Source organism: Umezawaea sp. (genome assembly GCF_057122925.1).
This window is the reverse complement of record NZ_DBNGPQ010000132.1, coordinates 1-21,773: the sequence shown is the minus strand read 5'-3', so window position 1 is coordinate 21,773 and position 21,773 is coordinate 1. Positions and strand designations below refer to the sequence as shown.

Annotated in this window: 24 protein-coding genes; 13 read left to right on the top strand and 11 right to left on the bottom strand. The window is 72.2% G+C overall.

Annotated elements, in window-relative coordinates; all coding sequences use genetic code 11:
• From secD to ruvC, 5 genes are all read right to left on the bottom strand, one after another.
• Positions 1-1,450, bottom strand: a 1,450-nt coding sequence (gene secD, locus AC156L_RS30170) for a protein translocase subunit SecD (RefSeq protein WP_484407486.1), incomplete at its 3' end; no start/stop codon positions are given.
• Between the two features lie 202 nt (positions 1,451-1,652).
• A complete protein-coding gene (gene yajC / locus AC156L_RS30165) occupies positions 1,653-2,030 on the bottom strand; it encodes a preprotein translocase subunit YajC (RefSeq protein WP_330882626.1) in 378 nt (125 codons plus the stop codon).
• A 98-nt stretch (positions 2,031-2,128) separates the two neighbouring features.
• Positions 2,129-3,154, bottom strand: a complete 1,026-nt coding sequence (gene ruvB / locus AC156L_RS30160; RefSeq protein WP_330882628.1) for a Holliday junction branch migration DNA helicase RuvB — start codon at positions 3,152-3,154, stop codon at positions 2,129-2,131.
• 34 nt (positions 3,155-3,188) lie between these two features.
• A complete protein-coding gene (ruvA, locus tag AC156L_RS30155) occupies positions 3,189-3,779 on the bottom strand; it encodes a Holliday junction branch migration protein RuvA (RefSeq protein ID WP_330882630.1) in 591 nt (196 codons plus the stop codon).
• Positions 3,776-4,351 (bottom strand): crossover junction endodeoxyribonuclease RuvC, encoded by a 576-nt coding sequence (gene ruvC / locus AC156L_RS30150; RefSeq protein ID WP_330882632.1) that lies wholly within the window; start codon positions 4,349-4,351, stop codon positions 3,776-3,778. Before ruvC ends, ruvA begins: the two co-directional genes overlap by 4 nt.
• Positions 4,352-4,548: 197 nt before the next feature.
• On the opposite strand from ruvC, the gene AC156L_RS30145 reads away from it, so the two are divergent.
• Both AC156L_RS30145 and AC156L_RS30140 read left to right on the top strand, forming a co-directional pair.
• On the top strand, positions 4,549-6,066 hold the full coding sequence (locus AC156L_RS30145; protein ID WP_330882634.1) for a GGDEF domain-containing protein: 1,518 nt from the start codon (positions 4,549-4,551) through the stop codon (positions 6,064-6,066).
• A complete protein-coding gene (locus AC156L_RS30140) occupies positions 6,063-6,506 on the top strand; it encodes a cupin domain-containing protein (protein WP_330882636.1) in 444 nt (147 codons plus the stop codon). The genes AC156L_RS30145 and AC156L_RS30140 overlap by 4 nt, the downstream gene beginning before the upstream one ends.
• Before the next feature lie 4 nt (positions 6,507-6,510).
• Here AC156L_RS30140 and AC156L_RS30135 read toward each other — a convergent pair whose 3' ends face one another.
• Entirely contained in the window at positions 6,511-7,218 is a 708-nt protein-coding gene (locus AC156L_RS30135) for an SDR family oxidoreductase (protein ID WP_330882638.1), read from the bottom strand.
• Between the two features lie 86 nt (positions 7,219-7,304).
• On the opposite strand from AC156L_RS30135, the gene AC156L_RS30130 reads away from it, so the two are divergent.
• The 4 genes from AC156L_RS30130 (at position 7,305) to AC156L_RS30115 (ending at position 12,077) form a co-directional block, all read left to right on the top strand.
• Complete coding sequence (locus tag AC156L_RS30130) at positions 7,305-8,351, top strand: serine hydrolase (protein ID WP_330882640.1); 1,047 nt, start codon at positions 7,305-7,307, stop codon at positions 8,349-8,351.
• A 152-nt stretch (positions 8,352-8,503) separates the two neighbouring features.
• Complete coding sequence (locus AC156L_RS30125) at positions 8,504-9,544, top strand: LacI family DNA-binding transcriptional regulator (protein ID WP_330882642.1); 1,041 nt, start codon at positions 8,504-8,506, stop codon at positions 9,542-9,544.
• A gap of 164 nt (positions 9,545-9,708) precedes the next feature.
• Positions 9,709-11,043, top strand: coding sequence for a hemolysin family protein (locus AC156L_RS30120; protein WP_330882644.1), 1,335 nt, complete (start codon positions 9,709-9,711; stop codon positions 11,041-11,043).
• A complete protein-coding gene (locus tag AC156L_RS30115; RefSeq protein WP_330882646.1) occupies positions 11,040-12,077 on the top strand; it encodes a hemolysin family protein in 1,038 nt (345 codons plus the stop codon). Before AC156L_RS30120 ends, AC156L_RS30115 begins: the two co-directional genes overlap by 4 nt.
• Position 12,078: 1 nt before the next feature.
• Here the strand turns inward: AC156L_RS30115 and AC156L_RS30110 are convergent, their stop codons facing one another.
• Positions 12,079-13,290, bottom strand: coding sequence for an MFS transporter (locus AC156L_RS30110; RefSeq protein ID WP_330882648.1), 1,212 nt, complete (start codon positions 13,288-13,290; stop codon positions 12,079-12,081).
• Between the two features lie 57 nt (positions 13,291-13,347).
• On the opposite strand from AC156L_RS30110, the gene AC156L_RS30105 reads away from it, so the two are divergent.
• Together AC156L_RS30105 and AC156L_RS30100 are read left to right on the top strand one after the other, a co-directional pair.
• Positions 13,348-14,265, top strand: coding sequence for an ArsR/SmtB family transcription factor (locus AC156L_RS30105; protein ID WP_330882650.1), 918 nt, complete (start codon positions 13,348-13,350; stop codon positions 14,263-14,265).
• 12 nt (positions 14,266-14,277) lie between these two features.
• A complete protein-coding gene (locus tag AC156L_RS30100) occupies positions 14,278-14,496 on the top strand; it encodes a hypothetical protein (RefSeq protein ID WP_484407483.1) in 219 nt (72 codons plus the stop codon).
• 262 nt (positions 14,497-14,758) lie between these two features.
• On the opposite strand, the gene AC156L_RS30095 is transcribed toward AC156L_RS30100, so the two are convergent.
• Positions 14,759-15,337 (bottom strand): sugar O-acetyltransferase, encoded by a 579-nt coding sequence (locus tag AC156L_RS30095; protein ID WP_330882655.1) that lies wholly within the window; start codon positions 15,335-15,337, stop codon positions 14,759-14,761.
• Positions 15,338-15,394: 57 nt separating this feature from the next.
• Between AC156L_RS30095 and AC156L_RS30090 the strand changes: the two genes are divergently transcribed.
• Entirely contained in the window at positions 15,395-16,279 is an 885-nt protein-coding gene (locus AC156L_RS30090) for a 3-methyladenine DNA glycosylase (RefSeq protein WP_330882657.1), read from the top strand.
• Between the two features lie 167 nt (positions 16,280-16,446).
• A complete protein-coding gene (locus AC156L_RS30085) occupies positions 16,447-18,228 on the top strand; it encodes a substrate-binding domain-containing protein (protein ID WP_330882659.1) in 1,782 nt (593 codons plus the stop codon).
• Positions 18,229-18,265: 37 nt separating this feature from the next.
• Here AC156L_RS30085 and AC156L_RS30080 read toward each other — a convergent pair whose 3' ends face one another.
• Both AC156L_RS30080 and AC156L_RS30075 read right to left on the bottom strand, forming a co-directional pair.
• Complete coding sequence (locus AC156L_RS30080) at positions 18,266-18,679, bottom strand: SsgA family sporulation/cell division regulator (RefSeq protein WP_330882661.1); 414 nt, start codon at positions 18,677-18,679, stop codon at positions 18,266-18,268.
• Positions 18,680-18,822: 143 nt separating this feature from the next.
• Positions 18,823-19,800, bottom strand: coding sequence for a helix-turn-helix transcriptional regulator (locus AC156L_RS30075; protein ID WP_484407482.1), 978 nt, complete (start codon positions 19,798-19,800; stop codon positions 18,823-18,825).
• A gap of 62 nt (positions 19,801-19,862) precedes the next feature.
• Between AC156L_RS30075 and AC156L_RS30070 the strand changes: the two genes are divergently transcribed.
• Both AC156L_RS30070 and AC156L_RS30065 read left to right on the top strand, forming a co-directional pair.
• Complete coding sequence (locus tag AC156L_RS30070; protein ID WP_330882665.1) at positions 19,863-20,276, top strand: DUF3224 domain-containing protein; 414 nt, start codon at positions 19,863-19,865, stop codon at positions 20,274-20,276.
• Positions 20,273-20,785, top strand: coding sequence for a GNAT family N-acetyltransferase (locus AC156L_RS30065; RefSeq protein ID WP_330882668.1), 513 nt, complete (start codon positions 20,273-20,275; stop codon positions 20,783-20,785). Before AC156L_RS30070 ends, AC156L_RS30065 begins: the two co-directional genes overlap by 4 nt.
• Here the strand turns inward: AC156L_RS30065 and AC156L_RS30060 are convergent.
• Positions 20,752-21,117 (bottom strand): DUF427 domain-containing protein, encoded by a 366-nt coding sequence (locus AC156L_RS30060; RefSeq protein ID WP_330882670.1) that lies wholly within the window; start codon positions 21,115-21,117, stop codon positions 20,752-20,754. The genes AC156L_RS30065 and AC156L_RS30060 overlap by 34 nt on opposite strands.
• A 128-nt stretch (positions 21,118-21,245) precedes the next feature.
• On the opposite strand from AC156L_RS30060, the gene AC156L_RS30055 reads away from it, so the two are divergent.
• Positions 21,246-21,773, top strand: a 528-nt coding sequence (locus AC156L_RS30055; RefSeq protein ID WP_484407480.1) for a DUF899 family protein, incomplete at its 3' end; no start/stop codon positions are given.

The window sequence follows — 21,773 nt, the reverse complement described above, 5'->3', positions numbered from 1 at the left end:
TGCCCGGGAGGGTCAGCGCGGCCCCAAACGAGGTGCTCATGATCGTCAGGACGCCGAGGATGAGAAGTGCGTTCACCAGCAAAGCGGCGGTCGCATAGACGCCGAAGCGCCCATAGGTGACCAGCATGAAGAGGATGACGGCGACGGTCGCGACCGCACTCGCGATCATGCCCTTTTCGATTGAATCCTTGCCGAGCTCCGGGCCAACGGACCTTTCCTCGATGACGTTCAGCTTTACCGGCAGCTTGCCGCTGGCGAGTGCAATGGCGAGCTGGTTCGCGCTCTCCACCGTGAAGCTGCCGCTGATCTGGGCCTGGCCGCCGAGGATCGGCTCGTTGATGTTCGGCGCCGACACGACCTGGCTGTCGAGCACCACGGCGACCTGCTGCTGCGTGTTCGCGGTGGTGAACTTGCCCCACTTCGACCCGCCGTCGCCCTTGAAGTCCAGGCTGACCACGAAGCCCGCGCCCTGCGGGTCGCTGCCCGAGGTCGCGTTGTTGATGTCCTCACCGGTCAGGCGGGTGTAGAGCGAGAAGTCGTCTTCCTTGACCGTCTTGTCGTCCGCGGTCGGGTTGACCGGTGCGAGGACGTACTTGTTGGCCTTGTCCTGGTCGCAGGTGATCAGGGGCTTGTCGAAGTCGTCGTTGCCGATCAGCGGGTCGACGTCGACCGGGCAGGTGAACGCCTGGAGGGCCTGCTGCACGGTCTGCGCGTCCAGCGTGGTGAGCGCCGGGTCCTGCCTGCACGCCTTGGCCTCGGCGATGGCCTTGGTGGTGTCGTCGGAGTACTTGCCGTTGAACACGGCCTGGCAGTCGGGCTGGCCCTCGGGCGGCTGCGCGGCGTCGCTCGCGGGCGGCTGCGCCGGGTCGCTCGCCGGGGGCGCGGACGGGTCCGTGCTGGCGGGCTGACCCTCCAGCAGCGGGGCCGGGCGGCCCTGCGGAGCGCCGCTGGACGGCGGCGTGGAGCCCGCGGTCTCACCGGCCGGGGCGGACCCCGAGGTGGGAGCGGGGCTGCCGGACGTCGACGCCGGGGGTGCCGAGCCGGTCGTCTGCGGGGCCAGCGGGGCGTTCGGCGCCGGGGAGCCCACGACCTTGCGGAACGCCAGGCGCGCCGTCTTGCCGAGGCTCTTGGCGCCCTCGCCGTCGGCTCCCGGCACGGTGATGACCAGGTTCGTGCCGTCGCGGACGACCTCGGAGCCGGACACACCGAGACCGTTGACACGGGTCTCGATGAGGGTTCGGGCCTGGTTGAGCGCCTCGTCCGTCGGAGTCTTCCCGTCGGGGGCTCGAGCGGTCAGCGTGACCCTCGTGCCGCCCTGGAGGTCGATGCCGAGCTTGGGGGTCGCCTTGCCGTTCCCGGTGAAGAACACCAGGGAGTACAGCGCGACCACGATGAGGACAAATGCGCCCAGGTACTTCGCTGGGCGGATCTGCCCGGCCGGAGGTGCCACGGTCCGTCCGTCTCCTCGAACTGGAAGATGATGTCAGGTCGGCCACCCTCGTCCTGGTGGGACGAGGACAGCACGCCCTCACCCGAAGGTGTTCAGTCCGGGCGAGGGCGCAGCGTACCCCGCGTCGTGTGAGCTGGACGTCACTGCCCGCAGTTGGCAGTGTTGACCGTTGCCAACCGCGGACCGACGCGCTCCGACGCGCTCACTTCTTGGTGTTGTGCTCCAGCGGCGGGGCGATCTCCGCGGCGGTGGCCGGGGCGACCTCGTCGACGACGGCGTCCTCTTCGTCGTCCTCGACCTCGTCGACGTCGTCCGCCGGGATGATCTTCTCGCGCACGGCCTGGCGGAGCCAGGTCGTGACCACGCCGTCGGCGATCTCCAGGTCGATCGTGGCGTCATCGCTGGCGTCGGCGACCGTCGCGTAGAGACCCGAGGTCGTCATCACGCGGTCACCCGGCTCCAGCGAGGCCAGGAGCTGCTGCTGCTCGGCTGCCGCGCGCTTCTGCTTGCGAGCGCTGAGGAACAGCGGCACGGCGAGCAGCACCAGCAGCAACGGGAACATCAGGGACGAAAGGTTCATCATTCTCCGTTCGGCCGGACGGCCGCATGGTGTCCGGAACGTCCGATTTTTCTGGGTGCCACCGGCGATTGTGCCAGGTCATCGAACCCGTTCACCCGTCAGGCCGTGGGTGGCTGCAATCCCAGGTGCAACCAGGCGGCGTCGGTGGCCACGCGTCCTCTGGGCGTACGTGCCAGCATGCCGGCTCTGACCAGGTAGGGCTCGCACACCTCCTCCACCGTGGTCACCTCCTCGCCGACCGCGACCGCGAGCGTCGCGACGCCGACCGGCCCGCCGCCGAACGAGCGGACCAGGGCGCCGAGCACGGCCCGGTCCAGCCGGTCGAGCCCCAGCTCGTCCACGTCGTAGACGGCCAGCGCGTCGCGGGCGACCTGGAGGTCCACCACGCCGTCGGCCCGCACCTCGGCGAAGTCGCGGACCCGGCGCAGCAGCCGGTTCGCGATCCGGGGCGTGCCGCGGGACCGGCCCGCGATCTCCAGCGCGCCGTCCTCCCGCAGGTCGACGCCGAGGATCTTCGCCGAGCGCCGGACGATGTGGTCCAGCTCGGCGGCGGTGTAGAACTCCATGTGCCCGGTGAAGCCGAACCGGTCGCGCAGCGGGCCGGTCAGCGAGCCCGACCGGGTGGTGGCGCCGACCAGCGTGAACGGCGCGATGTCCAGCGGGATGCTGGTCGCGCCCGGCCCCTTGCCGACGACGACGTCGACCCGGAAGTCCTCCATCGCCAGGTACAGCATCTCCTCGGCGGGGCGGGCGATGCGGTGGATCTCGTCGATGAACAGCACGTCGCCCTCGACCAGGTTCGACAGCATCGCGGCCAGGTCGCCCGCCCGTTCCAGCGCGGGCCCCGAGGTGATCCGCAGCGACGCGCCCAGCTCGGCCGCGATGATCATCGCGAGGCTGGTCTTGCCGAGGCCGGGCGGGCCGGACAGCAGCACGTGGTCCGGCGGGGAGCCGCGGCGCATCGCGCCGTGCAGCACCAGTTCGAGCTGCTCGCGGACCTTGAGCTGGCCGACGAACTCGGTCAGGTCCTTGGGCCGCAGCGTCCCCTCGACGTCCCGCTCGGTCGGGACGACCAGCGGCGAGAGGGTGTCGTCGGAACCGTCGGGGTCGAATTCGGCGCTCATGGCGCCTCCGCCGGGAGGAGCACGTCGGCGCGGTTCACCTCTTGCGCCCCAGCGCGGCCAGCGAGCGGCGGAGCACGGTCGGGGTGGTCTGCGCGGAGTCCTCGGCGACGACCGCGTCGACGGCCGCCTCGGCCTGCTTGACCGGGAAACCGAGGCCCAGCAGCGCTTCCACCACCTGCTCGCGCACGCGAGGGGCGCCGTCGGCCACGCCGTCGGCGGCGGGCAGCGGGCCCGCCTTGTCGCGCAGTTCGATGATCAGCCGCTCGGCGCCCTTGCGGCCGATGCCGGGGACCTGGGTGAGCACGGTGATGTTGCCGTCGGCCAGCGCGGCCCGCAGCTTGTCCGGCTCCAGCACCGCGAGCGTGGCCAGCGCGAGCCGGGGCCCGATGCCGGACACGGTCTGCAACAGGCCGAACAGCTCTCGCGAGTCGGAGTCGGTGAAGCCGAACAGGGTCAGCGAGTCCTCGCGCACGACCAGCGAGGTCGACAGCGTCGCCTCCTCGCCGCGCCGCAGCCCGGCGAGCGTCGTGGGCGTGGCCTGCACGGCGAACCCGACTCCCCCGACCTCGACGACCACGTGATCGAGCCCGATGGACAGCACCTGCCCACGCAGCGACGAAATCACTTGGTCCTACCTCCGTTTTTCGCGGCCTGGGCCAGCTTGAGCTTGTGGGTGCGGGCCATCTCGGCCGCCTTGGCCTGCGCCTGGGCCATCCGCGACTGCATCGGCGCCCGCCAGACGTGGCAGATCGCCAGCGCGAGCGCGTCCGCCGCGTCCGCTGGCTTCGGCGCCTCGGCCAGGCCGAGCAGCTTGGTGACCATCGTCGTCACCTGCGCCTTGTCCGCGCGCCCCGACCCCGTCACGGCGGCCTTCACCTCGCTGGGCGTGTGGAACGCGACCGGCAGCCCGCGCCGCGCCGCCGCCAGCGCGACCACTCCGCCCGCCTGCGCCGTGGCCATCGCGGTGCGCACGTTGTGCTGGCTGAAGACCCGCTCGATCGCGACCACCTCGGGCCGGTGGCGGTCCAGCCAGACCTCCACCTCGTCGGCGAGGTGCAGCAGCCGGATCGCCAGCTCGGCGTCCACCGACGTGCGGACCACGTCGACGGCGACGATCCGCACCGCGCGGCCGGGACCACCGTCGACGACGCCGAACCCGCACCGGGTCAGGCCTGGGTCGACGCCGAACACGCGCACTGGGGTCCCTCCACCGAGACGAACATCAGTTCGAACTTTAGTGGGTGACCCCCGGCGGGCTCCCCACGACACGCGACAGTCACGGATCGGCGACATCGGGAGGGCCGACGGTCGACAGTGAGTCACCACCTGACTACAGTGGCGCGGTCCGTTGATCCACTCCACCCTTCCCGAACGCGGCAGGCGGGAGGCCGAAGATGCCGAAGCGGTTCGGCGCCCGGACGGCCCTCTTCTGCACCCTGCTCGCGATCCTGGTGGCCGTCGTGGTGTCCGGTGTCCTCGGCCACCGGGTGTCCGTCGCGCTGGACAAGACGTCGCAGCTGGCCGCCACCGTCGCCGCGCTGGTCGTCTACTGGCGGGCCGCGGCGCGCGAGCAGGGCACCGAGCGCCGCTGGCGGCTGTGGATGGTCGCGTCGACCGGGAGCCTGGCCGTCGGGCTGTGCGCGTGGATCTGGGGCCAGCTGTTCCTCGGGGTCTCGCTGCCGTCCTCCACGCTGGCGCCGCTGGGGTTCATCCTCACGCCGGTGCTGGCGCTGGGCGCGGTGCTGACGCTGGCGCACGGCGCGGCGGACTCGCTGCCGAACCACCGCAGCAAGCTCGTGGTGGTGCTGGACGGCCTGATCGTCGTGGGCTCGCTGTTCGTGCTGACGTGGGTGTCGGCGCTGGAGTCGATCGCCCGCGCGTGGGCGACGTCCGGGCCCGGTTTCGCCACGGTGGTCGCGCACCCGGTGGCGTACCTGGTGCTGCTGGTGACGCTGCTGGTCACGTCGTGGACCCACCGCCCGGTCCGCCAGACGCCGATGCTGTTCCTCGCGCTCGCGGCCCTGGCGCAGTCGGCGTCCGGCTGGATCTTCGCCTGGCTGGTCAGCCACGGGGCCGAGGCCATCCCGCCGCTGGCCGACGTCGGGTTCATGGTGTGCCCCGTCCTGCTGCTGCTCAGCTCCCTCGCGCCCACCAGGGGCAAGCACGCGCGGACGGGCGGGCTCGGGACGGGCGAGCTGCTGCACCTGCTCGTGCCGTACCTGCCGATGCTGATCACCGGTCTGTTCATCGTCGTCGGCACCGCGACCGGCGTCCGCTTCAACCCGCTGGAGATCTACGCGGGCCTCGGCGTCGTGCTGCTGGTCGTCGTGCGGCAGCTGGTGACCCTGATGGACAACGCCCGCCTGCTCGACCAGCTGCACGAGAGCCGGGAGCAGCTGCGGCACCAGGCCTTCCACGACCCGCTGACGGGCGTCGCGAACCGCGAGCTGTTCCGCGAGCGCCTCACCGCCGCGCTCCGCCGGGGCGAACCCGTCGTGCTCGCCTTCATCGACGTCGACGGCTTCAAGCACGTCAACGACAACTTCGGCCACGCCGAGGGCGACGCCGTGCTGCGGATCGTGGCGACCAGGCTCCAGCACTGCGTGCGCGACGAGGACACCGTCGCCCGGCTCGGCGGCGACGAGTTCGGCGTGCTGGTGGAGAGCGGTGAGGTGGACCCGTCGGAGATCGGCAACCGCGTCCTGGACGCCCTCAGGTCGCCGCACCAGACCCAGGGCCGCGAGCACGAGGTGCGCGCGAGCGTGGGCATCGCCCACCGCACGACCCAGGACGCCACCGTCACCGCGGACGACATGCTCGGTTCGGCCGACGCCGCCATGTACACGGCGAAGCGGCTGGGCAAGGGCATGGTCGTCGTCCACGGTTCCCTGCCCGCACCGGAGCCCGCGTGACCGCCGACGACGTCATCGCCGCGCTCGGCCTCGACCCGCTGCCCGTGGAGGGCGGCCACTTCGCGCAGGGTCACCGCAGCGCGGAGCTGTCGACCATCTACTACCTGCTGCGCGCGGGCGAGCACTCCGCCGTGCACCGGTTGACGAGCGTCGAGGTGTACGCCCACCACGCGGGCGCCCCGCTGCGGATGCTGCTGCTGCACCCGGACGGCTCGGTGACCGCACCGGTGCTGGGCCCGGCGCTGGCCGAGGGGCAGCGGCCTCAGGTCGTGGTGCCCGCCGGGGTGTGGCAGGCGAGCGAGCCGGACGGCGACTGGAGCCTGGTGACGACCGTCGTCGTGCCGCCGTACACCGACGACGTGGTGGAGTTCGGCGACGCGGACGCCCTGGCCGCAGCCTACCCGTCGCACGCCGACGCGGTGCGGCGGCTCCGCCCGTGACCGGCTAGCGGTACGGGCCCTGGCCGGTGGGCCGGACCACGATCTCGTTCACGTCCACCGACCGCGGCTGGGACACGGCGTACAGGACCGCCCTGCCCACGTCGGCGGGGTCCAGCTTCGGTTCCGCGGCGCGCGACGCCGGGATGCCGCCGGTGTCGGTCAGGCCGGGCTGGACCACGGTCACGCGGACGCCCGTGTCGGCGCACTCGGCGCGGATGTTCTGCGCCAGCCCGGTGACGGCCCACTTCGTGGCCGAGTACAGGTTCCCCGGCCGGACGCCCCGGCCCGCCGCCGAACCGGTCAGCACGAGGTGGCCCCGGCCGCGCACCAGCGCGGGCATCGCGGCCTTGGCGGTGTAGGCGGGACCGCAGACGTTGGTGAGCACCATGTCCGCCCACTCGGCGGGCGGCGCGCCCTCGTCGGAGGTGAACGACGTGACGACGCTGGTGCCCGCGTTGGCGAAGACGACGTCGATCGAGCCCCACTCCTCCTCGACGCGCCCCATCAGGAAGGTCAGCTCGTGCCACGAGGTCACGTCGCACGACGCCGCCCAGACGCGGTCGGGGCCGCCGAGCCGCATCCCCGCGTTGACGAGCTCCTCGGCGTGCCGCGAGGTCAGCACCAGGCGGTACCCGGCCGCCGCCGCCAGCTCCGCGGTCGCCGCGCCGATGCCGCGGGACGCGCCGGTGATCACGAATACCGGGTCACCCATGGCGGGAACGCTACCCAAAGTCGTCAGCGGGGCGACAGCGACACCTGGTTGGATCACTCCACTGGTCCGAACAGGGGGTTTTTTCCATGAACATCACACGCAGGTTCGCGCTCGGTCTGGGGTCCGCCGCGGCGGCGTCCGCGGTCCTGGGGAAGGCGTCGGCGTCCGCGCAGGTCGACGAGACCGACACCGAGCCGGAGCTGGAGGCCGTCATCCCGCGCACGGCCGAGGTGGCGAGGCGCAAGATCGCCCGCAAGTACCGCCTGGAGACCCGCAAGGCGCGCGGCACGTGGGCGTCCTACATCGGCGTGACGAACCCGGACGGGTCCGTGCGGTCGGCCGTGGAGGAGCGGCAGGACACCGTCGTGGAGGCCTACAGCGTCAACAAGATCGCGGTGGCGGTCGCGGTGCTGGACAAGGTGGACCGCGGGCTGCTGACGCTCGACCAGCGCATCGAGGTGACGGCGGACATCGTCATCCAGGACACCGACGGCATCTTCGGCCTGGACGGCGCCTACCCCAGCTCGGTCACCATCGGCCACGCGCTGGCGGCGCTGCTGACCGTCTCGGACAACACCGCCGTGCGGCTGTGCGGACTGGTCGTGCCCGCGCTGGAGATCAACCAGATCCTGCGGGGCAAGGGCTTCACGCACACGCAGGTCGTGCCGGTCGCCAACCCGAACCGGTACTTCCTGGGCACCACGACGCCGCGCGAGACGTTCACGCTGCTGCGGAAGCTCGTCAACGAGGAGCTGCTGTCGCCCGCGTCGACGACCCACCTGCTGACGGTGCTGCGGTCGCTGACGTCGTTCACCGACGGCATCCGGCTGGAGCTGTCGTCGGCCGAGCGGCTCCAGGTCGCGACGAAGGCGGGCTGGTTCGAGGACGGCCGCAACGAGGCGGGGATCGTGTTCGACGCCGAGGGCAAGCCGGTGATCACCTACGCGCTGTTCGCGTCCGGCCAGTTCCGCGGCGACAACGCGGCCAACCACGACGACTACGGCGCCACGCACCCGGCGCTGCGGGCGCGCACGGCGATCGGCCGGACGCTGTTCGACTCGGTCCAGCAGATCACCTGCCCCGCCCCGAGGCCCCGCCGTTCGCAGGCGTACCGGCCGTGGACGGGAGCGTGAGGTATTTCCCGGTGGGGAACGCGCTCCTGAACTAGTGGACAGGGTCGGTCGTCGCCGCCGTCGACGACCGACCCGTTCGCTCCAGGTGTCACCGTGCCGTGTCAGGAGCCTCGACGACTAGGCTCCCGGCAGGCTAACGAGGAGGCACCGGTTTGACTCCCAGGCAGGTGACGCTGGCGGAGGTCGCGAACCACGCCGGGGTGTCGCTGGCGACCGCGTCGCGGGTGCTCAACGGCAGCACGCGGCAGGTCAGCGACGAGTTGCGGGACCGGGTGGTCGGTTCCGCCCGCGAACTGGGCTACCTGCCGAACGCCGCCGCGCAGGCGCTCGCGCGCAACAGCAGCGTGCTCGTGGGCCTCGTCGTGCACGACATCTCCGACCCGTACTTCTCCAGCATCGCCGCGGGCGTGACCAGGGTCGCCGAGGAGGCGGGGCTGGTCGTCGTGCTCGGCACGACCGGCCGCGACCCCGAGCGCGAGGTCGAGCTGCTCTACACGCTGCGCGCGCACCGGGCCCGCGCCGTGGTGATCGCGGGCAGCCGCACCACGGACCGGGCCGCCACGGCCAGGCTCGCCGCCGAGGTGGAGGCGTTCACCGCGCAGGGCGGACGGGTGGCGTGCGTGTCGCAGGCCCGCATCCCCGCGGACACCGTCGTGCCGTCGAACCGGGCGGGCGCCCGCGCGCTGGCGAGGGAGCTGACCGCGCTCGGGCACGAGCGGTTCGCCGTGCTGGCCGGGCCGCCGAACCTGGTCGTGGCGCGCGACCGGCTCGCCGGGTTCAGGGCCGGGCTGGCCGACGCCGGCATCGACCTGCCCGCGTCGTCGGTGGTCACCGGCGCGTTCACCAGGGACGGCGGACACGCCGCCGCGACCGAGCTGCTGGCCGCGAAGACCGGCGCCACCTGCGTGTTCGCCGTCAACGACGTGATGGCGCTCGGCGCGATGGCGGCGCTGCGCGAGGCCGGGCTGCGGGTGCCGGAGGACGTGTCGGTGGCGGGCTTCGACGACATCCCCACGCTGCGGGACCTGGTGCCGGGGTTGAGCACGGTGCGGCTGCCGCTGGAGGAGCTGGGCGAGCGGGCGGCGCGGCTCGTGCTGGACGAGGGCACCGACGAGGTGCGCACGGTCAAGGTCGCGGGCGAGGTGGTGCTCAGGGCGAGCACCCGAGCACCCTCCGGAACCGGCCTGCGCTGAGGGCCATACCCTCTAAACTGGACCGAACCGCTCTCCACCGGCAAGACCCAGCGAGGAGTGACCCCTTCCGTGCGCGACGCGCAGTCACCCGGCTTCAGTACTGAGCCGGGTCGAACACCCGGCTGCCCCACCAGCCCGATCCAGTCGCCCGCCGGAGGCGACAGGTGATCGGAACACTCCTGAGCGTCCTCGGCCTGCTGGCCGTCGTCGCTCTCACCCTCGGGACCGCCACGGCGGTCGCCGCCGAGTTCTCGTTGACCGCCCTCGAACGCAGCACCGTGGACAACCACGCGGCCGTCGTGGGCGACGCCAAGGCGTTGAAGCTCCAGAAGGCGCACAAGTCGCTGTCCTTCCAGCTCTCCGGCGCCCAGTTGGCCATCACCATCACCACCCTGATCACCGGCTACATCGCCGAACCCGCCATCGCGGAACTGGTCGAACCCGGTCTGACCGCGGTCGGCGTGCCGTCGTCGGTGGCCGACCCGCTGGCGCTGGCCTTCGCGCTGGCGCTCGCCACCGCCGTGTCGATGGTGTTCGGCGAGCTCGTGCCGAAGAACCTCGCCATCGCGAAGCCGATGGAGACCGCCCGCGCGGTCGTCGGCTACCAGTCGGCGTTCTCCAGCACGTTCCGCTGGCTGATCAGCGGCATGAACCTGGCCGCGAACTGGCTCGTGCGCCGCTTCGGCGTCGAACCGGTCGAGGAGCTGGCGTCCGCCCGGTCGCCGGAGGAGCTGAGCGCGCTGGTGCGCTCCAGCGCCGAGCACGGCACGCTCGACCAGGGCACGGCGACGCTGCTGGACCGCTCGCTGCGCTTCGGCGACCGGACCGCCGGCGAGCTGATGACGCCGCGCGTGCAGGTCGAGGCGCTGCGGGTCGACGCGACCGTGCTCGACCTGATCTCCAAGACCCGCGAGACCGGCTTCTCCCGGTTCCCGGTGCACAACGGCGACCTGGACGAGGTGCGCGGCATGGTGCACGTCAAGCAGGCGTTCAGCGTGCCGGTGAACCAGCGCGGGACCACGCCGGTGTCGGCGCTGACCAGGCCGGTGCAGACCGTGCCGGAGACCCTGGAGGGCGACGCGCTGCTGGACCGGCTGCGCGCGTCGGGGTTGCAGACCGCGCTGGTCGTCGACGAGTACGGCGGCACGGCCGGGCTGGTGACGCTGGAGGACGTGGTCGAGGAGATCGTCGGCGACGTCCGCGACGAGCACGACCGGGGCGAGGCCGCGCCGGTCCGCCCGCTGGGCAGGGGGAGCTGGATGGTGTCCGGGTTGTTGCGCGACGACGAGGTCGCCGAGGCCACCAGGTTCCGGATGCCGGAGGGCGACTACGAGACGCTGGCCGGTCTGGTCATGGCCAAGCTCGGCCGCATCCCCGAGGTCGGCGACGAGATACGGGTCGACGGCTGGCGCATCACCGTGATGCGGATGGACCGGCACCGCACGGCCGAGCTGCGGGTGGCCAGGGTCACCGACGCCGAACAGGTGGCGGCGCAGTGAGCATCCTGGTCCTCTTCCTGTTCCTGGCGGGCAACGGCTTCTTCGTCGGCGCCGAGTTCGCGATCATCACCGCCCGCCGCGACCGGCTGGAGGCGTTGGCCGAGAGGGGCAGCAGCCGGGCCCGCACGGCGATCAAGGCGGGCCGGGAGCTGCCGCTGATGATCGCGGGCGCGCAGCTGGGCATCACGCTGTGCTCGCTGGGGCTCGGCGCGATCGGCGAGCCCGCCGTGGCGTCCGTCCTGGAGTCGCCGTTCCACGCCATCGGCGTTCCGGCGGCGGTGCGGCACGGGGTCTCGTTCGCCATCGCGCTGATCATCGTGGTGGCGCTGCACACGATCCTCGGCGAGATGGTGCCGAAGAACCTGGCCATCGCGAACCCGGAGCGGCTGGCGATCTGGCTGGTGCCGGTGCACTACGGGTTCTGCAAGCTCGTCGGTCCGGTGCTGCGGATGTTCACCGTCGTGTCGACGGCCGTGCTGAAGCTGATGGGCGTCACGCCGAAGGACGAGCTGGACACGGCGTACACGCCGGACGAGCTGGCGATGCTGATCGCCCAGTCCCGCGAGGAGGGCCTGCTGGAGGACTCCGAGCACCGGCGGCTCGCGCAGACGCTGTCCTCGGCCGAGCGGACCGTGGCGGACGTGCTCGTGCCGCTCGACCGGCTGACCACGCTGTCGTCGAACCCGACGGTCGGCGAGGTCGAGTCGGCCGTGGCGCAGACCGGGTTCTCCCGGTTCCCGGTGCGCGGCGACAACGGCAGGCTGCTGGGCTACCTGCACGTCAAGGACGTGCTGGACCTCGCGGGCGCGGATCCGGGCACGCCCGTGCCGCGCACCCGCATCCGCGGTCTGCCGGACCTGCCCGTGGACGCCCACCTGGACGAGGCGCTGGCCGCGCTGCGGCGGGCGCAGTCGCACCTGGCGCGGGCCGTCGACACCGACGGCGCGCTGTGCGGCGTCGTGGCGATGGAGGACCTGGTCGAGGAGTACGTCGGCACGGTCCGCGACGGCACGCACGTGAGCCGCGAGCTGTGAGTCAGGAGGCCCGAGCGGCGAATCGGGCCTCCTCCGCGGCGAACCCCTCGGGGGACACGGTCCTCCACATCAGCACCGCGGACAGCAGGTGGACGGCCGAGGCCATCACCCACACCCAGCGCAGGCCCCACGACGCCGCCACGAAGCCGCCGGCGAGCGCGCCGAGCGGCGTCAGCCCCCAGGCCAGCGCGCGGTGGCTGGTGAGCACCCGGCCGAGCAGCGGTGTGGGCGTGAACCGCTGCCTGCTCGACTGCGAGCACACGTTCCACACCAGCGTCGTGGACGACAGGAGCACCAGCGTGCCCGCGACCAGCGCGAACACCGGTGGCTCCACCGCGATGAGCAGGATCAGGGCCGCGGCGCCCAGCGTCGCGAGCCGCATGGACCAGGCGTAGCCGAGTCGGGTGACCAGCGGGTGCACCACGAACGACACCGCGATCCACCCGACGGCCAGGCACGCCAGCAGCACGCCGTAGCCGAACGAGCCGACGTGCAGGATCTGCGTCGCGTAGAGCACGAACATCGGCATGGTCGCGCTGGCGGCGAACGAGCCGAGCGCGACGGTGACCGTGATGGTGCGCAGCAGCGGGCTGCCGACGAGGAACGCGAGCCCGGTCCTGATGTCGCGCAGCGGGTGTCCCGGCGGGCTCGGCACGTGCGGGACGGCGAGGCCGCGGGTCAGCAGCAGCGCCACCAGGGCAGCAGCGCAGGCGAGCCACGCGGGCAGCCCGGCCGCGAACGCCAGCAGGAAGCCGGTCACGGGCGGCACCAGGAACTGCACGACCCCGCGGTCGATGACGATCATCCGGGCGTTCGCGGCGGCCAGCCGGTCCGGGCCGACGACGTCCGGCACCAGCGCGCCGCTGGCGCCGTCGCCGAGCACCTGCGAGCTGACGACGACGAACGAGACGACCAGCAGCAGCGGCAGGTTCAGCGCGCCGGTCGACGCCGCGACGGCGAGCACGGCCGCCGCCACGGCCTGCACGGCGAACGCCGACGCGAGCACCGACGTCCGCCGGAACCGGTCGATCAGCACCCCCGCCGCCAGCGAGAACAGCAGCCACGGGAGCTGCCCCACCACGTTCACCAGCGCCACCTGCCGCGGGTCGGTCGTGATCGCGACCGCCATGAGGGGCAGCGCCGTCAGCAGCAGCCCCTCCCCCGTCGACCCGCTGACCGCGACCGCCTGCAACCGCCCCCACCCAGTCCCCATGCGTCCACCTTGGCGTGATCACTGGCCAAGTCGAACGTTTTAGGCTGAGCTAAAGCGATGGCCCTCCGCTTCGCGGTCTCACCCCTGTGGGAAACCATCGCCGGGCTCCGCGTCCTGGCCGCTCCGGAGTGCGCTCCCGTCCACCAGCGCTGGACCACGTGGGCCGAGTCGCGCCTGGGCACCCTCCCGGACGACCCGTGGTTCCGCCTCCTGCACCGCCTGGCCACCCGAGGCCCGGTCGTCCCGGAGTTCCTCATCCCCACGCCGGGCCTGCGCTCCACGGGCATCGACACCGAGGTCGACGCCCTGTTCCGCGCCACCCCCGAGCGCATCACCGCGGCCGTCGGCGCCGACCCCCACGCCCGTCCCCTGCTCGACGACCCGACCGAGGCGCTGACCGCCCTGCGCGACCGCGTCCGCGCCGTCCACGACGCGATCATCGAGCCGCTCTGGCCGAGGCTGGAGGGCGTTCTCCAGGGCGACGTGGAGCGCCGCGGCCGCAGGCTGACCGAGCACGGCGGCCCCACCGTGCTGGGCGAACTGCACGACACCGTCACCTGGCACCCGACCGCCGTCGAGGTAGCGGGCACGATCACCGAACTGGGCACCCGCGACCTGGTCCTCGTCCCGTCGGCGTTCATCTGGCCCGACGTCTACCTCCGCGACAGCCCCGTCCGCCTCGCCCTCTGCTACCCGGCCACCGGCTTCGGCACCCTGTGGACCAGACCCGCTCCCCCGGCCCGCCCCGCCCTCACCCGCCTGCTCGGCGCCACCCGCGCCCGCCTGCTGCACGAGCTGGAGCGGCCGAGCACCGTGTCCGAACTCGCCGAACGCCTCGGCGTGACGGTCGGGGCGGTGTCGCAGCACCTCGGGGTGCTGCGGGAAACCGGGCTCGCGGTCAGCCGCAGGGAGGGGCGGGAGGTCGTGTCGCTGCGCACGGCACTGGGCTTGGCGCTGGTGCAGGGCGGGGACTAGGCCGCCCTGTTGGTGGCCGAGTGGAACCGGCTGCTGAGGCTCGAACAGCGGCTCAAGGCGGACCGGTCGCGCAGCGAGGCGCCCGCGGCGCGGTTCCCCCGGCGCGGGTTCCCGATCGTCGAGGTCCCCGCACCGCGAGCGGAGGACGAGGCCGGTCCGGCCGTCGACGAGGCCACCGCGCCGGACCGCAAGCCCTGGTGGCGACGGGTCATCGAGGGCTTGAGGCCATGACCGGCCCCAGGAGCGCAACGGCGACCCAGCGGGAAGGAGGCCCCGTCGACCCCGACACGTCACGGTCCCCAGCACTCGTCCCGACGACCGGAACGGACACGGAAACGATCACGACCGGTAGCTCCCAGCACGACTCCCTGGAGCAGGACCGTGCACAACGACAACCCGGCCACCGGAGCGGTGGCGCCGCGGACGCGCCCGCGGCCCCACCCCGCGCCTGTCGTCGGCGACGACCGACCGGTCCTCGCCGACCACAGGCCCCTCAGGGCGCGGACCAGACCTCCCGCACCACCCGCGCCGGGCTGCCGACCGCGACCACGTTCGCGGGCAGGTCGCGCGTCACCACGGCTCCCGCGCCGACCACGGTGTTCTCCCCGACGGTCACCCCGGCGAGCACGATCGCCCCACCACCGAGCCACACGTTGTCCCCGATGACGATCGGCTTGGCCGCCTCCCACTTCGCCCGGCGCGGTTCCGGGTCGACCGGGTGGGTCGGGGTGAGCAGTTGCACGTTCGGTCCCATCTGCACGTCGTCGCCGATCGTGATCGGGGCGACGTCGAGGGCGACCAGGCCGAAGTTGGCGAACGTGCGGGCCCCGATGGTGGTGAACCTGCCGTAGTCGACGCGGAACGGCGGGCGGATGACGGTGCCCTCGCCGACCGCGCCCAGCCACTCGGTGAGCAGCCGGAAGCGTTCGGAGTGCTCGCGGGACCCGGTCGCGTTGTAGGCGTCCTGGAAGTCGCCGGAGACGGCGGAGAGCTCCTCCAGTTCCGGGTCGTCGGCGATGTACAGGTCTCCGGCGAGCATCCGCTCGCGCATGGATCGGGTGTCCGGCGTCATGGGACGACCGTACAAACCCCGGCCGTGGTCGCCGCGCGGCACGAATAAGCTGCCGCCATGGAGTTGGTGCTGACCGAGGCCGAGTGGACGGCGCGCCGTGCCGAGCACCGGGCGCGCGTGCTGCGCTGGACGGGTCCGCACCACGAGCGGAAGGCGACCGGCGAGAAGCACCCCGTGCTCGACTTCCTGTTCAGCTACTACTCGCACCGGCCGTCGCGGCTGGAGCGCTGGCACCCCGGTCCCGGCGTCGTGCTGGAGGGCGCGGCGGCGCGCGAGTACCTGCGGTGGCCCGCGTACGTGGAGACCGCCGACGGCGTGGCGCTGGACGTGGAGCGGTTCGCCGAGTCGCGGCGGGCGACCGTCGACTTCGTCCGGCGGCTGCTGGGGGCGACGGCTCGGCGCGCGCCCCGGCTGGGCTGCTTCGGGCTGCACGAGTGGGCGATGGTCTACCGGCAGCGGCCCGAGCAGGTGCGGCACAACGCGTGGCCGCTGCGGCTGGGGTCGGCGGGGACGGACGCGGTCGTGGACGCGAGCCGCGTGCAGTGCGGGCACTTCGACGCGTTCCGCTTCTTCACGCCGGACGCGCGCCCCCACAACACGCTCCAGCCGACCAGGGAGACGCAGGTCGAGTTCGACCAGCCGGGCTGCCTGCACGTGTCGATGGACCTGTTCAAGTGGGCGTACAAGCTGGACCCCGCGACGCCGTCGGAGCTGGTCGCGGACTGCTTCGCGCTCGCGGTCGAGGTGCGCGAGCTGGACATGCGCGCGAGCCCGTACGACCTGGCCCCGCTGGGCTACGAGCCGGTGGCGATCGAGACGCCCGAGGGGCGCGCGGAGTACGTGCGGCAGCAGGCGTCGTTCAGCGCGAGGGCAACGCCGCTGAGAGCCGCATTGCTGGAGCTGTCCGTGACATTGAGTCACACTTCTGCACTCAGAAACTAACCCAATCGGGTAAGAATCCGGCCAAGTCAGCCTCAATTACTTAACCCGGCCCTCAGTCTTCACCTGTTAGCGTGACCGCTGCCGGTACAGGTGTCGTCGGAGCCGTCAATCCGGGTACCGAACGCGTTCGTGTCACGAGCCGCGGGAAGACGCTGAAGGGGAAGTCGATGTCTCGACATCGCACGCTGCGCACACGGGTGCGGCGCGGCGTGGCAGGGTGGCCCGTCGCGGTCGTCGGCCTCGTCGCGCTGATCGTCCTCGGTGTGCTCGGCTGGAGCTGGCTCGGTGGTGTGATCGAGCGCCGTGCGGCCGCCGAGGCGGGCGACTGCGCCGAGGGCGAGGCGGCGCTGAGGATCGCGTCGACGCCGAGCGCGGCCGACGCGGTGCGCGACGTCGCGAAGGCCTGGAGCGCGACCCGGCCGGTGGTCTACGACCACTGCATCCGGGTCGAGGTGCAGTCGATCGACTCCGAGGTCGTGCTGGAGGGCCTCACGCAGGGCTGGGACGAGGGCAAGCTCGGCACCCGCCCGCACGCGTGGATCACCGACTCGATGCTGTGGGCGAACCGGCTCGGCGCGCAGAACCACGCGCTGCTCGGCGCGGCCCCGCAGTCGATCGCCGCGAGCCCCGTGGTGCTCGCCCTGCCCGAGGAGGGCGCGGCGGCCGTGCAGACGGCGGCGGGCTTCCGCTGGACCGACCTGCCGGGCGTCATGTCCGCGCCCGGCGGCTGGGAGCGCTTCGGCCAGGCGGCGTGGGGTCCGTTCAAGGTCGCCATGCCCGACCCGACGATCAACGCGGCCACCGCGATGGCGATCCAGTCGGCGCTGGCGGGCGCGAGCCCCGAGGGCAAGGGCCCGGTCACCACCGACATGCTGGGCCTGGACCCGGTGAAGAACACGATGGCGAGCCTGGTGGCGGCGAAGCCCGCGCAGACCCCCTCGACCACGTGGGAGGCCATGTCGCTGCTGGCCGACGAACCCACCGTCAACGGTCCCGGCTTCAGCGCGGTCCCCGTGTTCGAGGTCGACCTCTACCGGCACAACACGGGCAAGGACACCGGCACGCCCCCGTTGAAGCCGCTGTTCGGCGTGACCCCCGGTGGTCCGACGCCGGTCGCGGACTTCCCGTTCGTGGCGCTGTCGGGCGACTGGGTCGGCGAGGCTCAGGTGCGGGCCGCGCAGGCGTTCCGCGAGTTCCTGACGGGCGCGGACCAGCAGAAGATCCTGGCGGCGTCCGGTCTGCGGGTGCCGTCCTCGACGGAACGGCCGAAACCGTCACCCGGCGTGCGCTGGGCGACGATGACCGAGGGCTTGGCGCCCGCGGACGCGACCACCGCGCAGCAGATCTCGGCGGCGTGGGCGACGGCCGACAACGGCCAGGTCGTGACGCTGCTGGTCGACTCGTCGAAGTCGATGGAGGAGCCCGGCGGTGACGGGAAGAGCCGGATGGAGTGGCTCAAGGCCGCGCTGTCCGGCCAGGTGAACCGCTCGCTGTCCGGTTCGGTCGGGCTGTGGGAGTTCTCCCGGCAGGTCGACGGCGAACGCCCGTACCGGCAGCTCGTGCCGACCGGGCCTGTCCTGGAGCAGCGGCAGGCGCTGCTCGACGGGGTGGCCGGTCTGAAGCCGTTGAGCGCGACGCAGCTCTACACGAGCCTGCTCGCGCTGTACGAGGACGTGCAGAAGAACTACCAGGAGGGCAAGCGCAACAGCATCGTGGTGCTCACGGACGGCCCCAACGACGGCGGTCTGAGCTTCGACGAGCTGCGCACCAGGCTGGACGAGCTGAAGCGCGCCGACCGCGACATCCCCATCAGCGTCATCGCCATGGGGTCGGCCCCGGAACGCGATCCGCTGACCCGGATCACCCAGTCGACCGGTGGCACCTTCTCCGTGGCGGAGGACGGCAGGGCGATCGACGCGGCGCTGGCGCAGATCATGTCGGTGGGCTAGCCGGAGCGCCTCGGGGCGTCCGGCTCCCGCGCTCGGTTCAGCGCGGGATGGCGAGCTTCGCGAGTTCGCGGTCGAAGTCGATCCAGAGCTCCTCCTCACCGGACGACACGACGTCGTAGGAGAGGTCGAGGAACTCGGCGATGTCCTCGGACCGGCCGGCGAGGACGGCGAACCCGGTGGGCGCGTCCAGCTCCACGAGCATCCGCTCGGGGTCCTCGGGGGCGGGTCGCACGGCGATGTCGCCCTCGCCGGTCCGGGTGATGAGCCCGTCGGCCAGCAATTCACGGCCGAACATCCACTCCACCTCGCCCTGGCCGGTGTGGAAGCTGATGGCGACGGCGTACGGATCATCCGGGTCGTAGCGCAGTTCGGCCTCTATGGGAGCGGGTGGAGCTCCGGGCGTGAGCAGTTCGAACGTGGTGGCGACGGTGATCACGATCTTCTTGTTCATACTTCAACGATAAGTACCGAACGTGACGGCCGACACCCCTAGAAAGGGTGAGAGGACCCCGGAATCACCGAAGTGTGCACGCTTTTTCCACGAACGGGCGAGCGGTTGTTCGCTGGGTGACGGACCAGCGAATCATTACCGCGTTATGGCGGGTACACCGCCGCCATGGCCGCCACCGCGGCCGCCATCCGCTCCCGGAGTTCGGGCGGCCCGACGACCTCCGCGTGCGGCCCCAGCCTGAGGAGATCGGGTTCGGCGTGGTCGAGCGACTCGGTCGGCAGCTCCACCGTCGTCCACCCGTCCGCGTCCGGTTCGGCGTCGGAGTCGCGCAGCGCGCGGGCGGCGACGAGGCCGAGCAGGTACCCGGCGCGCCGAACGCCCTCCGGTGACAGCCGGACCGTGACGCGCACCCCGTACATGCGCTGCTCGAACCGCTCCGACCAGGCCTCCCAGAACGCCGTCAGGTCGAAGTCGGCAGGCCGCTCGAAGTGGTCGTCGGTCGTGGCGAGCTCCAGCACCCGCGCGACGCGGTAGGTGCGCAGGTCGCCGTCGGAGCGCGCCACGAGGTACCAGACGCCCGCCTTGAGCACGAGGCCGAGCGGGTCCACGGTCCGGCGCACCTCGACCGCCTGCCCGCCCCACCGCCGGTACCGGATGTCGAGCCTGCGCTGGTGCCACACGGCGTCGGCGACGGCCGTCAGGTTCGGCGTCTCGTCGGCGTGCCGGAACCAGCCGGGGATGTCCAGGTGGAAGCGCTCGCGGACGCGCCCGGCCCGTGACCGCAGCTCCGGCGGGAGCGCGGCCTGGAGCTTGAGCCGCGCCGCCGCGACCACCGTGCCCAGCCCCAGTTCGGCGGCGGGACCGGGCAGCCCGGCGAGGAACAGCGACTCGGCCTCCTCCGTGGTCAGACCGGTCAGCCTGGTGCGGTAGCCGTCGACCAGCCGGTACCCGCCCGCCGGACCCCGGTCGGCGTACACGGGCACGCCCGCCGCGCCGAGCGCCTCGACGTCGCGGTAGACCGTCCGGACCGACACCTCCAGCTCGTCGGCCAGCTCCTGGGCGGTCATCCGCCCGCGCGACTGGAGCAGGAGGAGCAGGGACAGCAGACGGCTCGCGCGCATGCGTCCAAGTTTCCCCCGGTACCTGACGGGCGGTGTCAGGTACCGGGGGCAGGATCTCCGGCATGACCACACACGCGGCAGGCAGCATCGACATGAAGAGCTGGGACGAGAAGACCTGGGACGGCAAGGCCCACGACGAGGTCTCCGGCGCCAAGCAGACCGCGGGCACCATGGTCTGCGCCTACCGCGGAGCGCTGGAGGCCACGGGCGAGACGCGGTTCGTCATGACCTACGTCGACGACGACAACTGCTACACCATCGGCCACGAACTGGTGACCGGCACGCTCGACGGCCGCAGCGGCACGTTCGTGCTCCAGCACATCGGCCGGTTCAAGGACGGGTACGTGGCGGGCGGGTTCACCGTCGTCCCGGAATCGGGCACCGGCGAGCTGGAGGGCCTCAGCGGCAGCGGCGGGATCACCTGGGAGGAGGGCAAGGCGGGCGCCTACACCGTGGACTACGTTCTGTCCGCATGACAGGAGACCTCCTCGCCGTCGGCGAGCGCGTCGTGCTGCGGCGCTGGCGGGCCGAGGACGCCGAGGCGGTGTTCGAGGCCTGCCAGGACCCCGAGATCCAGCGGTGGACCACCATCCCGACGCCGTACGAGCGCGAGTACGCCGTGGGGTTCGTGACGGCCTACAGCGACCACCAGTGGACGACCGGCGAGGGCGCGCCGTGCGCGTTGGCGCTGCCGGACGGCACGCTCGTCGGGAGCATGGGCGTGGTGCGGTTCGACGGCCCGACCCCCGTGGTCGGCTACTGGACCGCGCCCGCCCACCGCGGTCGCGGCCTCACCGCGGAGGGCCTGCGGCTGCTGACGACGTGGCTCGCCACCGAGCGGGGCTCCGTGCGGGTTCGGCTGGAGGCCGACGCCCGCAACGGCGCCTCGCGGGCGGTGGCGCGCAGGGCCGGGTTCGTCGAGCAGGGCGTGGGGCCGGAAGGCCTGGTGGTCTACTCGACCGAGATCGACACCTTGTTCGGGTAGAACGCCACGTGCCCGGCGATCTCCTCCACCGCCGGGTACGGCTCGTCGTAGGTCCAGATGACGTCGGTCAGCGCCTGCTCGCCGGTGATCGAGTAGTACGACGCGTCGCCCTTGTACGGGCAGTACGTGCTGGTGTCGGTGCGCTCGATCACGGACTGGTCGACGTCCTCGATCGGGATGTAGTGCACGGCCGGGTAGGTCGACTCCTGGAGCGTGAGCGACCTGGTCGTGTCGGCGACGACCCGGTCTCCCGCGCGCACCACGACGTGCTCCGTCGACGGCGTCACGGTGATGGGGTGGTCGGGGCCGGGGGTCTTGACTGCGCGTGCCATGGCTGGTGCTGCCTTTCGCCGTCGTCGTGCTCCTGTCGAGGTCAACCCCGCCCGGGCTCGGATCATTTCCACCCCCGCCCACCAGGCACGACAGATTTTTGTCGGTGCTCCGGTCCACAATCGGCGGCATGGGCGAACCGGAGATCGTCTCCCAGCAGGAGTGGCAGAAGGCCCGCGACGAGCTGCTCGTGGCGGAGAAGGAGCTTACCCGCGCGCAGGACGCGCTCGCCGCGCGGCGCAGGCGGCTGCCGATGGTGGAGTTCGCGGGCGACTACCCGTTCGACACACCAGACGGTCCGAAGACGCTGCTCGACCTGTTCGAGGGTCGGCGGCAGCTCGCGGTCTACCAGTTCATGGACCTCGGCCCGGACGCGTTCTGCGGCGGCTGCACCTGGTTCACCGCGAACGTGCCCGCGACCGGACTGGGGATGCTGGCCGACAGCGGGGTGACGTGGACGAACGCGTCGACCATGCCGCTGGCGCAGATCGAGGCGTACAAGGAGCGGATGGGCTGGACGCTGCCGTTCGTGTCGTCGCACGGCACCACGTTCGCCCGCGACTGCGGGGTGGACGGCGGGTTCATGCTGAGCCTGTTCCTGCGCGACGGCGACGCCGTCTACCGGACGTACGGCACCACGCGGCGCGGGGTCGACCGG